This window comes from Serinicoccus chungangensis (assembly GCF_001483745.1).
Lineage (GTDB): Bacteria > Actinomycetota > Actinomycetes > Actinomycetales > Dermatophilaceae > Ornithinicoccus > Ornithinicoccus chungangensis_A.
On record NZ_LQBL01000032.1, the window covers coordinates 215,629 to 229,841 of the forward strand.

Annotated in this window: 13 protein-coding genes; 4 read left to right on the forward strand and 9 right to left on the reverse strand. The window is 74.9% G+C overall.

Annotation, left to right across the window (positions count from 1 at the left end; translation table 11 throughout):
* Positions 1-83 precede the first annotated feature (83 nt).
* Positions 84-1,166, reverse strand: coding sequence for an amidohydrolase family protein (locus tag AVL62_RS15220; protein WP_058892486.1), 1,083 nt, complete (start codon positions 1,164-1,166; stop codon positions 84-86).
* Positions 1,167-1,237: 71 nt separating this feature from the next.
* On the opposite strand from AVL62_RS15220, the gene AVL62_RS15225 reads away from it, so the two are divergent.
* Entirely contained in the window at positions 1,238-1,942 is a 705-nt protein-coding gene (locus AVL62_RS15225) for an N-acetyltransferase (RefSeq protein WP_153011815.1), read from the forward strand.
* Positions 1,943-1,952: 10 nt separating this feature from the next.
* On the opposite strand, the gene AVL62_RS15230 is transcribed toward AVL62_RS15225, so the two are convergent.
* The 3 genes from AVL62_RS15230 to ffh are packed head-to-tail and all read right to left on the reverse strand — an operon-like array spanning position 1,953 to position 5,369.
* The gene (locus AVL62_RS15230) at positions 1,953-2,534 is read right to left on the reverse strand and encodes a mismatch-specific DNA-glycosylase (protein WP_058892488.1); all 582 of its coding nucleotides are present in this window, start codon (positions 2,532-2,534) and stop codon (positions 1,953-1,955) included.
* The gene (locus tag AVL62_RS15235) at positions 2,534-3,679 is read right to left on the reverse strand and encodes a M4 family metallopeptidase (RefSeq protein ID WP_058892489.1); all 1,146 of its coding nucleotides are present in this window, start codon (positions 3,677-3,679) and stop codon (positions 2,534-2,536) included. Before AVL62_RS15235 ends, AVL62_RS15230 begins: the two co-directional genes overlap by 1 nt.
* A 49-nt stretch (positions 3,680-3,728) precedes the next feature.
* Positions 3,729-5,369, reverse strand: coding sequence for a signal recognition particle protein (gene ffh, locus AVL62_RS15240; RefSeq protein WP_058892490.1), 1,641 nt, complete (start codon positions 5,367-5,369; stop codon positions 3,729-3,731).
* 94 nt (positions 5,370-5,463) lie between these two features.
* On the opposite strand from ffh, the gene AVL62_RS15245 reads away from it, so the two are divergent.
* The gene (locus AVL62_RS15245; RefSeq protein WP_058892491.1) at positions 5,464-6,405 is read left to right on the forward strand and encodes an oxygenase MpaB family protein; all 942 of its coding nucleotides are present in this window, start codon (positions 5,464-5,466) and stop codon (positions 6,403-6,405) included.
* 93 nt (positions 6,406-6,498) lie between these two features.
* Here AVL62_RS15245 and ftsY read toward each other — a convergent pair whose 3' ends face one another.
* From ftsY to AVL62_RS15270, 5 genes are all read right to left on the reverse strand, one after another.
* Positions 6,499-7,683 carry a signal recognition particle-docking protein FtsY gene (gene ftsY, locus AVL62_RS15250; protein WP_058892577.1) on the reverse strand — a complete coding sequence of 395 codons (1,185 nt, stop codon included), beginning with the start codon at positions 7,681-7,683 and terminating at the stop codon, positions 6,499-6,501.
* Between the two features lie 50 nt (positions 7,684-7,733).
* Positions 7,734-8,117, reverse strand: a complete 384-nt coding sequence (locus AVL62_RS17580) for a hypothetical protein (RefSeq protein ID WP_058892492.1) — start codon at positions 8,115-8,117, stop codon at positions 7,734-7,736.
* A 157-nt stretch (positions 8,118-8,274) separates the two neighbouring features.
* Positions 8,275-8,781 (reverse strand): hypothetical protein, encoded by a 507-nt coding sequence (locus tag AVL62_RS15260; protein ID WP_058892493.1) that lies wholly within the window; start codon positions 8,779-8,781, stop codon positions 8,275-8,277.
* On the reverse strand, positions 8,778-12,440 hold the full coding sequence (gene smc, locus AVL62_RS15265) for a chromosome segregation protein SMC (protein ID WP_058892494.1): 3,663 nt from the start codon (positions 12,438-12,440) through the stop codon (positions 8,778-8,780). Before smc ends, AVL62_RS15260 begins: the two co-directional genes overlap by 4 nt.
* A gap of 124 nt (positions 12,441-12,564) precedes the next feature.
* Positions 12,565-12,846 (reverse strand): acylphosphatase, encoded by a 282-nt coding sequence (locus AVL62_RS15270; protein WP_058892495.1) that lies wholly within the window; start codon positions 12,844-12,846, stop codon positions 12,565-12,567.
* A gap of 23 nt (positions 12,847-12,869) precedes the next feature.
* Here AVL62_RS15270 and AVL62_RS15275 point away from each other — a divergent pair, with 23 nt between their 5' ends.
* On the forward strand, positions 12,870-13,904 hold the full coding sequence (locus AVL62_RS15275; RefSeq protein ID WP_058892496.1) for a Gfo/Idh/MocA family protein: 1,035 nt from the start codon (positions 12,870-12,872) through the stop codon (positions 13,902-13,904).
* A 17-nt stretch (positions 13,905-13,921) separates the two neighbouring features.
* Positions 13,922-14,209: a hypothetical protein gene (locus AVL62_RS15280; protein ID WP_058892497.1), complete on the forward strand. Its 288-nt coding sequence runs from the start codon at positions 13,922-13,924 to the stop codon at positions 14,207-14,209.
* Positions 14,210-14,213 lie beyond the last annotated feature (4 nt).

The window sequence follows — 14,213 nt, forward strand, 5'->3', positions numbered from 1 at the left end:
CCGAGCGTCGCGAATGGTTGGCCTCACCCCCACCGAGCGTCGCGAATGGTTGCGCTCACCCCACCGAGCGTCGCGAATGGCTGTCAGTACGCCCGCCCCCGCAGGATGACGTGGGCGGGGTGGGCGAGCACCCGCACGTCCTCGCGCGGGTCGTCGGTGTAGACCACGAGGTCAGCCGACTCCCCCTCGGCGATGCCCGGTCGCCCCAGCCAGTCGCGCGCCGCCCAGGTGGCGGCCCCGAGCGCCTCCAGCGACGTCATACCGGCGCTGGTGAGGGCCTCCACCTCCCGGGCCACCAGCCCGTGCGGCAGCTGCCCGCCGGCGTCGGTCCCGACATAGACGGATATGCCGGCCTCGTGCGCCTTCGCGACCGTCTCGTGCCGACGGGCGTAGAGGTCCATCATGTGGTCGGCGTAGGTGGGGAACTTTCCGCGGCCGGCCTCGGCGAAGCCGGGGAAGTTCTCGATGTTGACCAGCGTCGGGACGATGGCGATGCCCTGGGCGGCGAAGGAGTCGATGGTCTCGTCGACCAGCCCGGTCGCGTGCTCGATGCAGTCCGTGCCGGCGGTCGCGAAGTCCACGAGGGACTGCTCGGCGAAGCAGTGAGCCGTCACCCGCGCACCCTCCTCGTGGGCGGCGGCGACGGCCTCGGTGAGCACGTCCACCGGCCAGCAGGTGTTGAGGTCGCCGGTCTCCCGGTCGATCCAGTCCCCCACGAGCTTGACCCAGCCGTCCCCGGCCCGGGCCTCCTGACGGACGTAGGCGACGAGGTCCTCGGGCTCGACCTCCCAGGCGAAGTTGCGGATGTAGCGCCGCGTCCGCGCGATGTGCCGCCCGGCGCGGATGAGGCGCGGGAGGTCCTCCCGGTCCTGCACCCAGCGGGTGTCCGCCGGGCTGCCGGCGTCGCGCAGCAGCAGGGCACCCGCCTCCCGCTCGGCCAGCGCGTGCTCCTCCGCGCGCGCGTCGTCGACGGCGCCCTGGGCCTCGAGCCCCACGTGGCAGTGGGCGTCCACCAGGCCGGGCAGGGCATACCCGCGGATCGTCTCGACCTCCCGACCGGCCGGCGCGGTCAGGCTGACGCGCCCGTCGACCACCCAGACCTCCCCCAGCACCTCCTCGGGTCCCACGAGGACCTGTCCCTCGATGTGCAGCACCGGTGCGCTCACGTCGCGTCTCCTTCGTCGCAGGTATGCCGCGACCACCGTATCCGCCGCCCCGGTCCGTAGACTCCACCCTCGTGCCCACCGACCCCTCCCCCACCGCCGGGCCCGCCCGTGAGCCAATGCGGGTGCCCCGGGTCGACCTGGGCGGCATGCTCCGGGACGCCGCGGCCGGTCGGTTCCCGCCCTCGGACGGAGGCTTCTCCCGGGCGGCGCCCTGGAAGGACGGGGTGGAGGGGGCTGTCGCGTTCACCGGTCACGCCGTGATGGTCGTCGCGGACGACGTCAGCGACGGGCAGCTGGCCGGCCTGGGGGTGCACGGCTTCGGTGGCGCCCACGACCCCCGCACCACCCTGGCCCTGGCCGGCGGTGGCCCCGTCGGGGTGCTGGACGCGCTGCTGGTCGGCCGCGGGACGGGGTCGGGCGGTCCGCTCGTGCCCCGCGCCGACCTCGCCCAGACCGACCGGGCCGCCCACGCCGGCGAGTGGCGCACCGAGGTCGACGTCTACGGCCTGCCCGACCCCCGGGTCACCTCGCTGGCCACCCTCTCGCGCGGCATCGGTGGCCTGCCCGAGGTCGGCATCCAGGCCGAGGACGGGTATGCCGCCACGCTGCTGGAGGGCGTCCTCGGCCGGCTGCCCCGGAGGGAGGTCGTGCTCGCGTCGGTGACCCCGGGCAACGCCCGCTCGCTGCGGTTCTTCCTGCGCCGCGGCTTCGTGCCCGTGGCCAGCGAGCAGCTGTGGAAGCCGCGGCGCCGGCACGCGGCCGAGCCTGGGCGCTGAGCGGGGGACGTCACAGCACCCCGGCGGCCCGGGCCGGCTCGGCGTAGGCACGGGCCAGGGAGTCGACGGTCTCGTGGGCGTTGAGGCCGCTGGGGTTGGGCACCACCCAGAGCCGGGCGCCCGCGAGGTCCTCGGGCTGGGGTCCTGGCGTCGCCCGTCGCGCGCCGAACGCACTGCGGTATGCCGTGATGCCGGCCACGGCGACCACTGCCGGCCGCGTCTCGCGCACGGTCCGCTCCAGTCGCCGTCCGCCCTCGCGCAGCTCCTCGACGCTGAGCTCGTCGGCCCGCGCGGTGGCGCGCCGCGCGAGGTTGGTGATGCCGATCCCCCGCTGCAGCAGGTGGTCACGGTCCCGCTGGCTCATGCCCGCCGCCGGGTCGACCGCACGCTCGATGATCCGGGCCCGCGCCAGGGCGGGGTAGAACCGGTTGCCCGGGTGGGCGAAGTGGGTCTGCGTCGCCGCCGTCCACAGGCCGGGGTTGATGCCGACGAAGAGCAGCCGCAGCGGCTCGCCCCCGGCACCGGGCAGCAGGTCCGGCACCTCGGTGTCCCGGAACGACTCGAGCTCGGCGCGGGTGAAGCGGGCCGCCATCAGCCCACCTCGAGACCGGCCCCGGCCCACGCCTCCCGGAGCGTGTCGAGGACCTCCGGCTCGTCGGCATACCGCTCCTGCGCCGACTCCAGGGTCGCCGCCGCGAACCCGGCGAAGCCGACGTCGCGCGGGATGCGGCCGCGGGTGGCGAGGGTGTCGTACCAGACCTGTCCGGCCCGCTCCCAGGCCCGTCCGCCGAGTCCGGTGGCGAAGAGGTGGAAGGCCTTGTTGGGGATGCCCGAGTTGATGTGCACCCCGCCGTTGTCGTTGTCGGCGTCGTGCGGGAGGTCGACGAAGTCGTCGAGGTGGGCCGGCTGCGGGTCCCGCCCCAGCACCGGGTCGTCGTAGGCCGTGCCCGGGTCGGCCATCGAGCGCAGCGCACGGCCCTGCACCCGGTCGGTGAGCAGGTCGGCCCCGATGAGCCAGTCCGCCTCCTGCGCGTCCTGTCCGCGCACCCGCTGGCTCACCAGCGCGCCGAAGACGTCGCAGACGGACTCGTTGAGGGCACCGGACTGCCCGACGTAGGTCAGGCCGGCGGTGTACTGCACCAGGCCGTGGCACAGCTCGTGCGCGATGACGTCCAGGCTGCGGGTGAAGCCGGTGAAGTAGAGGCCGTCCCCGTCGCCGAAGACCATCTGCCGCCCGTCCCAGAAGGCGTTGGCGTAGCTCTGGCCGTAGTGGACGGTGGCCGGCAGGAGCAGACCCCGGTCGTCCAGGGAGTCACGGCCGTAGACCCGGGCCAGGAGCTCCCAGGTGGACCCGAGCCCGTCGTAGGCCTCGCCGACGGCGGGGTCACCGGTCTCCGGGTCGCCCTCGGCACGGACCAGCCGCCCGGGCAGGGCGGTCCCGCCCTCGGCGTCGTGGACGCGCCGCCGGGGGGTCGCCTCCTCCGGCACCGCCGTGGCGCTGCCCATGCCCTCGCGACGGGTGTCGGGCGGAGCCTGCCCGGGCATGGTCGCGGGCAGGATGCCACCCTGCAGCGGCGCGTGCCCGCCCGGCCACCGGGTGGCCTCGATCTCGCGCCTCCCCCGGGTGTCCGCGCTGTCGCGCAGGGTGAACTCCATGGCCGGCGCGAGCTCGGGCTCGGCCTGGGCGATCCGGGTGAGCAGGTAGCCCGGGATGATCGTGCAGCGTGTCCCCGTCATGGACTCACTGTGCCACGCGCCGCCGACAGGCCTGCCTCGTCGGGAGCGGTCAGTCCTTGCCGTCCTGCAGGTACTTCTCGAAGCCCGGGGGCAGCTTGAGCCCGGACAGGTCCTGCCCGGAGGGGCCGTCGTCCGCGCCGGCCGCGCCCGCCGCACCGCCGCCGAAGGCGCTCTCGAAGGACTTCTCCCGGGCCGCCTGCTCCTTGGCCACCGCCTCGCGCTCCTGCTGCGCCCGCTTGGCCGGGTTGCCCGACTTGCCCTTCTTGCGCTGCGGCGCCTTGCCCTTGCGCGCCCCACCGGCACCACCGACGCCGGGCATCCCCGGCATACCGGGCATGCCGCCGCCCTTCTTGAGCTGGCGCATCATCTTCTGGGCCTCGCCGAAGCGCTCGATGAGCTGGTTGACCTCGCCGACGCTCACGCCCGAGCCGCGGGCGATCCGGGCCCGCCGGGAGCCGTTGATGATCTTGGGGTGGCCGCGCTCCAGCGGCGTCATGGACCGGACCATGGCCTCGACCCGGTCGAACTCCCGCTCGTCCAGGGAGTCCAGCTGCGCCTTCATGCCCTGCATCCCCGGCATCATGCCCAGCATCTGCTTCAGCGAGCCCATGCGCTTGATCGCCGACATCTGCTCGAGGAAGTCGTCGAAGGTGAAGTCCTCGTCGGAGAGGAACTTGCGGGTCATCTCCTTCGCCTGCGCCTGGTCGAAGGCCTGCTCGGCCTGCTCGATGAGGGTCAGGACGTCACCCATGTCGAGGATGCGCGAGGCCATCCGGTCGGGATGGAACAGCTCGATGTCCTTGATGCCCTCCCCGGTCGAGGCGAAGAGGATCGGCTGCCCGGTGACCGTCGCCACGGACAGCGCCGCACCACCGCGCGCGTCGCCGTCCAGCTTGGAGAGCACCGAGCCGGTGATCCCCACGCCGTCGGCGAAGGCCTTGGCCGTCTCGACGGCCGCCTGGCCGATCATCGCGTCGATGACGAAGAGCACCTCGTCGGCCTGGGTCTCCAGCCGGATGTCGTGCGCCTGCCGCATGAGGTCGACGTCGACCGCGAGCCGGCCCGCGGTGTCGATGATGACCACGTCGTGGCTCCGGCGCCGGGCCTCCTCGACGCCGTCGACGGCGACGTCGACGGGGTCACCGAAGGACCGCGTCCCCTCCCCGGAGTCCATCGCGGCGTCGTGCCCGAAGATGTTGCCGCGCTCGGGGGCGAAGACCGGGACACCGGCACGCTGACCGACCACCTCGAGCTGGGTGACCGCGTTGGGCCGCTGCAGGTCGGCGGCGACGAGCAGCGGGGTGTGCCCCTGGTCGGCCAACCACTTGCCCAGCTTGCCCGCGAAGGTCGTCTTGCCCGACCCCTGCAGACCGGCCAGCATGATGACGGTGGGCGGGTTCTTGGCCAGGTTGAGCCGGCGCGTCTGACCCCCCAGGATCGCGACGAGCTCCTCGTTGACGATCTTGACGATCTGCTGGGCCGGGTTGAGCGCCTGGTGCACCTCCGCGCCGAGGCCGCGCTCCCGGATCCGACCGGTGAACTCCTTGACCACCGGCAGCGCGACGTCCGCGTCCAGCAGCGCCATCCGGATGTCACGGATGGTCGAGTTGAGGTCGGACTCGGTGACGGTCCCCTTGCGCTTGAGGTTGCGGAAGGTCTGCGTCAGGCGGTCGGAGAGGCTGGTGAACACCCGCCCAAGGATACGTGCCGGTGCACCACGGCCGCGTCGCCCGTCCACCGGCGGTCACCGCGCTCCCGGCCCGGGACGTCCGCATACTGGACCGGTGGGCCCCTCCGACCTCACCGCCGCCGCGCGCCGCCGCCTGTCGCTGGCGCTGCGGGACCGCGTCGCCGGGGCCGACGCCCCCCGCCGGGCCCAGGCCGTCTGGCTCGCCCCCGGGCCACGCCGGTTCGCCCCGCACGACCCGATCTGCCGGGTGCACGGGCATGCGGGGATGTATGCCGGCGGCATCCGCGCGCTGCTGCTGCAGTCGTTGCACCCGCTGGCCATGGCGGGCGTCGCCGCGCACTCCGGCTACCGCGGCGATCCCTGGGGCCGGCTGCAGCGCACCAGCGAGTTCATCGCGATGACGACCTACGGCCCGGTGGACTCGGCGCAGCGGGTCCTCGACCGGATCAACCGGGTGCACCGGACCGTCGTCGGCACCTCCGCCGACGGCCGTCCCTACTCCGCCACCGACAGCCACCTGCTGCGCTGGGTGCACGTCGCGGAGATCGACAGCTTCCTGCGCGCCCACCAGCGCTACGCCCGCACGCCGCTGACGGCGACCGAGGCCGACGCCTACGTGGCGCAGACCTCGTGGGCCGCCGGGCAGCTCGGGGTCCTCGACCCTCCCCGGTCGGTCACCGAGCTCGGGCAGGCGCTCACGGCATACCGCCCCGAGCTGGAGGCGAGCGACGGGGCGCGGGACGTGGCCCGCTTCCTGCTCGCCGAGCCGCCGCTGCCGCCGGCGGCGCGACCGGGCTTCTGGATGCTCGCGGCGGGGGCGGTCACCCTGCTGCCGGGGTATGCCCGTGACCTGCTCGGCCTGCACCCGCCCGGCCCCCTGCGCCCGCTCGAGCCGGCCGCCCTGGCCCTGCTGGACCGGCTGGGCCGGCTCGGCACCGCCGCCGTCGGGTGGGCGCTGGCCGACCCCGCGGATCCCCGGAACGCGCCGACCAGCTCGGCGGTGGTGGACCGGACCGGCCCGGTCCACGACTCGTAGCGCGAACCTGCCCTGGCGCCGTGATGTAGCACGGCACCGGAACAGGTGCTGGCCACGAGTGGTCGGCGGTCGGCCGGTCAGCCGGTCTGTCGGTCAGCCGACGATCGCCGAGACGAAGGCCTCCGCGTCGAAGGGCGCCAGGTCGTCCGGACCCTCCCCGAGGCCGATGAGCTTGACGGGGACGCCGAGCTTGCGCTGCACGTTGACGACGATGCCGCCCTTGGCGGTGCCGTCCAGCTTGGTCAGGACGATGCCCGTAATCGCCACCTCCCGGGCGAACTCCTCCGCCTGCCGCATGCCGTTCTGCCCGGTGGTCGCGTCCAGGACGAGCAGCACCTCGCCCACCGGGGCGACCTTCTCCACGACCCGCTTGATCTTGCCGAGCTCGTCCATGAGCCCCCGCTTGGTGTGCAGGCGGCCCGCGGTGTCGACGAGCACGACGTCGACCTCGGCCTCGACCCCGCTCCTGACCGCGTCGAAGGCCACGGAGGCGGGATCGGCGCCCTCGGTGTGCGAGCGCACGGTGGGTACGCCCACCCGCTCCCCCCAGGTCTGCAGCTGGTCGGCGGCCGCGGCACGGAAGGTGTCCGCCGCACCGAAGAGCACGTCCTTGTCCTCGGCGACGAGCACCCGGCCGAGCTTGCCCACCGTCGTCGTCTTGCCGGTGCCGTTGACGCCCACCACGAGGATGACCGCGGGGTGCTCGCCGGTGCGGCTGGCCGCGATGCGCCGGTCCAGCGACGGGTCCACCAGCCGCAGCAGGTCGTCGTGGAGCCACTGCCGCACCTGCTGGGGGTCGCTCGTGCCCTCCACCTTCACCCGGGTCCGCAAGGAGTCGACGAGCTCCTGGGTCGCCTCCACCCCGAGGTCCGAGGCCAGCAGGGTGTCCTCGACGTCCTCCCACGCCTGCTCGTCCAGCCCGCCGCGGGAGAGCAACGAGAGCAGCGCCTGACCGATGGCGCTGTTGGACCGGGCCAGCCGGGCCCGCAGCCGCTGGAGCCGGCCGCGCGCCGAGTCGGGGCGCTCCAGCGTGGGCGTCGGTGCCTCGGGCTCCTCGACGGCGACCCCGCCCCCGCGGTCGTCGACCTCGCCCGGGCCGGGTCGCTCCTCGACGAGCACGTCCCCCTCGGGGGTCCCCCCCTCCGGACGCGCCTCGTCGTCCAGGGTCGCGGTGTCACCGCCCCGCCCGCGCACCAGCGCGACCAGCAGCGCGAGACCCCCGAGCACCACGACGGTGACGAGGGTCAGGATCTCCCAGAGCTCATTGATCGGTCCCACCGGCACAGTCTCTCAGAGGCTGCGGCCGGCCCCGAACGAGATCGGCGGGCTCAGCTGGCGGCGCGGTACTCCTCCGCGCGGGTGTCCTCGCCCGGGGCGTCCTCGGCGCCCTGCTGCGCAGGCGGCGCCGCAGGGGGCGTGACCGGGGGCGTGACCGGGGCCGCCTCGGGGGCCGGGGCGTCGGCCCGGGCTGCGGGGGCGGGCTGGCGGCGCGGCTGGCGGATGGACTGGGTGCGCTCGGCCGCGGACCTCCCGAGCTGCTCCCCCCGGCTGCGGACCTGCTCCCCGCGTCGGCGGGCACCCGCGATGAGCTCCTCCCCCTCGGGGGTCCAGAACTGGCCCCGCCCCTCGCGTCGGGCCTCGATCATGACGTACCCCACGACCCCCGCGCCCAGGGCGACACACATCAGCATGGCCAGGACAAGTGCAAGCATGGAGCCAGTGTGCCGCCCGCGGGCACCCGCGGCCCAGCACGCGCCCGGCGTGTCCCGCGCGTGTCGCGCCGATCGTGAGCCGGCTCACGCCGCGGACGCACGGCAGGCGCGCACCGGGCGTGCGGTCGGCCCCGCCACCCGCACGCGGTCGGACCGCTCAGCCCGGCAGCTCCCGGGCGATGCGCTCCAGCGTCTGCCGCGTCGAGGCGACCAGCCCGGGGTCTCCCGCCCGCTCCCGCAGCCGCAGGGCACGGAGGGCGGCCGCGTGCGCCTCGGCATACCTGCCCTCGTCGAAGAGCGCCTTGGCCCGGTGCTGGTGGACCAGCGCCGTCCTGGCCTCGTCGCCGGCGAGCACCTCCTCGGCCGCGTCCAGCAGCTCGTGCGCCTCGGCCAGCTCGCCGCGCCAGTGGTGGACGTGGGCCAGCCGCACGGCTGCCGTGGCCCACGCCGAGGTCCCCGGCTCCCGCTCGTGCAGACGGTCCAGCCCCGCCCGGAGCGCGGCGTCCAGCTCGCCGAGCATCCGCAGCAGCGCGACGGCGTGCGGGTCCTGCGGGGTCTCCTCGACCCACTCGCGCGTCTCCTCCTCGTCGAGCAGCTCCTCGCGCAGGGTCTCGTCGTCGATGACGTAGGCGGGGAACTCGGCACCGCCGAAGACGACGGTCACGCCGGGGCCGGCTCGGGCGAGCGCGCGGGGGGCTCGACCCCGTCGGCGGCGACGTCCTTGATCCGCTGGCTGACGACGGTGGTCACGCCGTCCCCGCGCATCGAGACGCCGTAGAGCGCGTCGGCGATCTCCATCGTCCGCTTCTGGTGGGTGATGACGATGAGCTGGCTGGAGTCGCGCAGCTCCTCGAAGAGCGTGATGAGGCGACCGAGGTTGGTGTCGTCGAGCGCGGCCTCGACCTCGTCCATGATGTAGAACGGGCTGGGTCGGGCCTTGAAGATGGCCACGAGCAGCGCGACCGCGGTCAGCGACCGCTCCCCGCCGGACAGCAGCGAGAGCCGCTTGATCTTCTTGCCCGGGGGCCGGGCCTCCACCTCGATGCCGGTGGTGAGCATGTGCTCGGGGTCGGTGAGGGTGATGCGTCCCTCGCCGCCGGGGAAGAGCCGGGAGAAGACGCGCTCGAACTGCGCAGCCGTGTCGTGGAAGGCCTCGGTGAACACCCGCTCGACCCGTTCGTCCACCGAGCGGACGATCTCCAGCAGGTCCTCCTTGGAGCGCCGCAGGTCCTCCACCTGCTCGGTGAGGAAGGTATGCCGTTCCTCCAGGGCCGCGAACTCCTCCAACGCGAGCGGGTTGACCCGGCCGAGCTGGGCGAGCTGGCGCTCGGCGCGACGCAGCCGCTTGTCCTGCACCTCACGGACGAAGGGCTGAGGCTCGGGTGCCTCGGCGTCCGGGTCCTCGGGCGCGGGGTCGTCCGGTCCGGGGATGTGCGGCACGGGCAGGTGCGGGCCGTACTCCTCCACCAGCGTCTCCGGCGCCACCCCCAGCTCCTCCACGGAGCGCGCCTGGAGCGCCTCGATGCGCAGCCGCTGCTCGGCCCTGGCGATCTCGTCGGCGTGCACGGAGTCGGTGAGGTCGCGCAGGTCGTCGGCCAGCTCTCGGGCGCGCTGCCGGGCCGCGGCGAGCGCCTGGTCGCGCTCGGCCTGCTCGGCCCGCACCCGCTCCCGCTCCTGGGTGGCTGCCCCGAGCACGGCCTCGGTGCGCTCCAGCAGGTATGCCGCCCCCACACCCACGGCCTGCGCCGTCGCCCGCTCCCGGGCGCGGCGCTCGCGACGCTCGGCGGCGCGGCGGCGCGCGGCGAGCTCGCCGGCCGCCGCGGACTCGAGGCTGTCGGCCCGGCCGGCCAGCGCGGTGACGCGCTCCTCCTGGGTGCGCAGCGCGAGGCGGGCCTCGGTCTCGGCGCTGCGGGCGCGGGCGGCCGCCTCGGCCAGGTGCTCCCGCTGCGTGGTGTCCGGGTCCTCGGTGCCCTCCTGGGTGGCGAGCTCCTCGGCGTCGGCCAGCCGCTGCTCGAGCTCGGCGAGCTCCTGGCGGGTGGTCGCGAGGGACTCCTCTGCGGTGGCGATGGCCGTGGTGGCCCGCTCGTGCTCCGCCCGCGCGGTACGCATGGTCTGGCCGAGCTGGGAGAGCTGCTCGGCGACCGCCGTCATCCGGGCGTCGGAGTCGTGCAGCGCGTCGAGCGCCTGGTCCGCGGCCACCCGCGCCGACTCGAGGTCCTCGCGGGCCGAGCCCAGCGCGAAGGTCGCCCGCTCCGCGCGGGCCACCGCCTCGCTCACCCCGGCCCGGGCCTCCTCGAGCGCCGAGGTGAGCTCGAGGAGGCTGGGCGCGGCGGAGGAGCCGCCCCGCAGCCACCCGGGGCCGTAGACGTCACCCTCCGCGGTGACGACCGTGACCCCGGGCAGGGCCCGCACGAGCAGGGCGGCGTCGTCGGCGTCCTGCACCAGCGCCACCCGGGCGAGCAGCCCGGTGACGGCGCGCAGGAGGGCCCCGTCGCCGTCCCGGGCGCGGACGGTGTCGGCGGCCCAGACGGCGTAGCCGGGCAGGTCGGGCCAGTCGGAGCGGTCCTCGTCCGCGCCCGCGACGAGCTCGGGCACGAGCAGGCCGGCCTGTCCCTGGTCCTCCTCGCGCAGCCACGCCAGCGCCTCCCGGGCCGGCTCGAGACCGTCGGCGACCAGCGCCTCCCCGGCCCACCCGAGGGCGGCCGCCACGGCGCCCTCACGACCCGGCTCCACCTGGAGCTGGTCGGTCACGGTGCCCCGCACCCCCTGCACGTCGTCGGCGGCCAGCAGCGCGCTGGCGCCGTCCGTGCGTCGCAGGCTCATGGAGAGCGCCTCGACGCGCGCCTGCCAGCGGGCCTGCTCGGCCTGCGCCTCGCGCACCTCCTCGGTGAGCTGCTCGACCTCCGCCTCGGCCTCGCCGCGACGCTCCTCCGCCTGCTCGTAGTGCTCGTCCAGGCCCTCCTCACCGTGCTCGACGTCGAGCACGGTGCCCTCCAGCGCCGCGAAGTCGCGCTCGGCCTTCTCCGCCCGCTCGACGACGGCCACCGCCACCTGCTGCAGGCGGGCGATCTCCCCCTCCCCGGCCTCCACCCGCGAGCGCCTGGCCGCGACCTGCCCGGTGAGCCGCGCCAGGCCCTCGCGCCGGTCGGCGGCGGCGCGGGCCAGCCGCTGCAACCGCGCCTGCTCCTCGGCGTGCGCCTGCTCGGCACCGGTGCGTGCGGCCTCCGCGTCGGCCAGCGCCTGGGCGAGCTCGGCGACCCGGGCCTGCAGGTCGGCCTCCTCCTGCCGCACCCGCGCGGCCTGCGCGCGCAGCTCCTCGGGGTCACGACCCCGGCGCGACCGCCCGCTCTCCTCGGCGGCCAGGTCCTCCTCCTCGGCCCCCAGCAGGCGGGCCCGCTCGGCGGCGAGGTCGCCCAGGGCGCGCACCCGTTCCAGCAGCGAGGACAGGGCGTACCACCGGTCCTGGACCTCCGTCAGCGCAGGGGCCGCGGCCGCGCGCTCCTGCTCGAGCCCGGCGACCTGGGCGTCGGCGGCCCGCGCCGCCTCCTGCACCGCCGTGCGCCGCTCGACGAGCGCCCGCTCGTCGGCCATCTCCTGCTCGAGGGCGCTGGTCAGCTGCACGAGGTCGTCGGCGAGGATCCGCAGCCGGGCGTCCCGGACCTCGGCCTGGATGGTCGCGGCGCGACGGGCGGTCTCGGCCTGCCGTCCGAGCGGGCCCAGCTGGCGGCGGATCTCCGAGGTGAGATCGGCGAGGCGGGTGAGGTTGCCCTCCATCGTCTCCAGCTTGCGCAGCGCCCGCTCCTTGCGCTTGCGGTGCTTGAGCACCCCGGCAGCCTCCTCGATGAAGCCGCGCCGCTCCTCCGGGGTCGCCCGCAGGACCTGGTCCAGCTGACCCTGCCCGACGATGACGTGCATCTCCCGCCCGATGCCGGAGTCGGAGAGCAGCTCCTGCACGTCCAGGAGCCGGCAGGAGGTGCCGTTGATGGCGTACTCCGAGCCACCGGTGCGGAACATCGTCCGGGTGATCGTCACCTCGGTGTAGTCGATCGGCAGCGCGCCGTCGGTGTTGTCGATGGTCAGCGACACCTCGGCCCGCCCCAGCGGCTGCCGCCCGGAGGTCCCGGCGAAGATGACGTCCTCCATCTTGCCGCCGCGCAGGCTCTTGGCGCCCTGCTCCCCCATGACCCACGCCAGCGCGTCCACGACGTTGGACTTGCCCGACCCGTTCGGCCCGACGATGCACGTGATCCCCGGCTCGAGGCGCATCGTCGTCGCCGAGGCGAACGACTTGAAGCCCTTGAGGGTGAGGCTCTTGACGTACATCGACCTGCTCTTCGCTCTCGGCTCCGGGACGGCTCGTCCGCCAACATACCTGTCGCGGGTGCTGCCGCCGCGGCGCCGCGCGGCCGCCCGCCCGCCGGGTCCGACGGGGCGGGTCAGCGGCGGGTCAGCGCTCGACGAACCCCGTGATCCCCTCCCGCGCCGGGTGCCGCTGCACCACCACGCCGTCGACCCGACCCGGCCGGCTGCGGGTCGAGGGGTCCTCGCGCAGCAGGTCGACGAGGCCGTCGACGGCGCCCGGCTCCCCCTGGGCGCTGACCTCCACCCGGCCGTCCGGGAGGTTCCTGGCGTGGCCGACGAGCCCCAGCTCGAGCGCCCGCGCCCGCGTCCACCACCGGAAGCCGACACCCTGGACCCGACCACGGACGAAGATCAGCGCGCGCTCCATACCCGCGAGACTACGGTGGGGGTATGCAGCAGCCACCCGCCAGCAGCCCCTCCTACGACCCCGTCGCCGACCGACCCGTCCGGTGGGGACTGCTCGCCGCGGGAGGGATCGCCCGGGCGCTGGCCGGGGCGATCGCCGCCGTGGACGGTGGCCAGGCCGTCGCGGTCGCGGCACGGGACGGCGAGCGGGCCCGGGCCTTCGCGCAGGAGTTCGGCATCCCGCGCTCCTACGGCGGCTACGACGAGCTCCTGCAGGACCCGGAGGTCGACGTCGTCTACATCTCCTCGACCCACCCCTTTCACCACGAGCAGGCGCTGGCCTGCATCGCCGCGGGCAAGCACGTCCTCGTCGAGAAGCCCACGACGCTCACCGTCCACGACACCGAGGAGGTCTTCGACGCCGCGCGGGAGGCGGGGGTCCTGGCCGTGGAGGCCATGTGGACCCGCTTCCAGCCGATCGTGCGCGACGCGCGGGAGCGGGTGCGGTCGGGCGCGATCGGTGAGGTCCGCAGCTTCCACGCGGCGTTCCCCGTGCCGTTCGACTACGACGAGACCCACCGCCTCTTCGACCTCGCCAACGGCGGGGGTGCCCTCATGGACCTGGGCATCTACCCCGTGACCCTCGCGCACCTGCTCGTCGGGCACCCGACCCACCTGCACGTCCTCGGCTCGAAGGTCCCCACGGGGGCCGACGCCCTGGTGGCGCTGCAGTGGATGACCGCGGAGGGCGCCGTGGCCCAGGTCATGACGGACTCGCGGTCGCACGGGACCACCGAGACGATCGTGCGGGGCACGGAGGGGTCGATCACCCTGCACGGCCCGCTCAACCACCCCACCTCCTTCACGGTGCGGCGGGGTGAGGAGGAGGAGACCGTGACGGGGGACCGTCGGGGCTACGAGCACCAGGTGGAGGAGGTGCAGCGCTGCCTGCGGGAGGGGCTGGTGGAGTCGCCGCTGGCGCCGCACGCCGACACGGTGGCCATCATGACGATCCTGGAGAGCGCGCGGCGCGAGCTGGGGGTGCGCTACCCCCAAGAGGACGCCCCCCTGCACACCTGAGGCAGGATGGCACCACGATGACCCAGCTGCTCCTCTTCGTGCTCCTCGGGTGCGTGCTGCTCGCCGCCATCGGCCAGACGGCCACCCCCCGGTGGCAGCGGCTGCCGCTGCGCCGGTGGACGCCGGTGCACGTGGCCGACCTGGTCGGGCGCGGGGTGCGCGTCTTCTCCGACGCCGGCAAGGAGCGCCTGCGCCGCCAGGACCTCGCCCGCGAGGAGGTCGAGGGTCGCCGGGGGGACGAGCGGCCCGAGGGCCCGCCGCCTCCGCCGCCCCCCGGCGCCGAGGACCCGCCGCCGGAGCGCTGAGGGC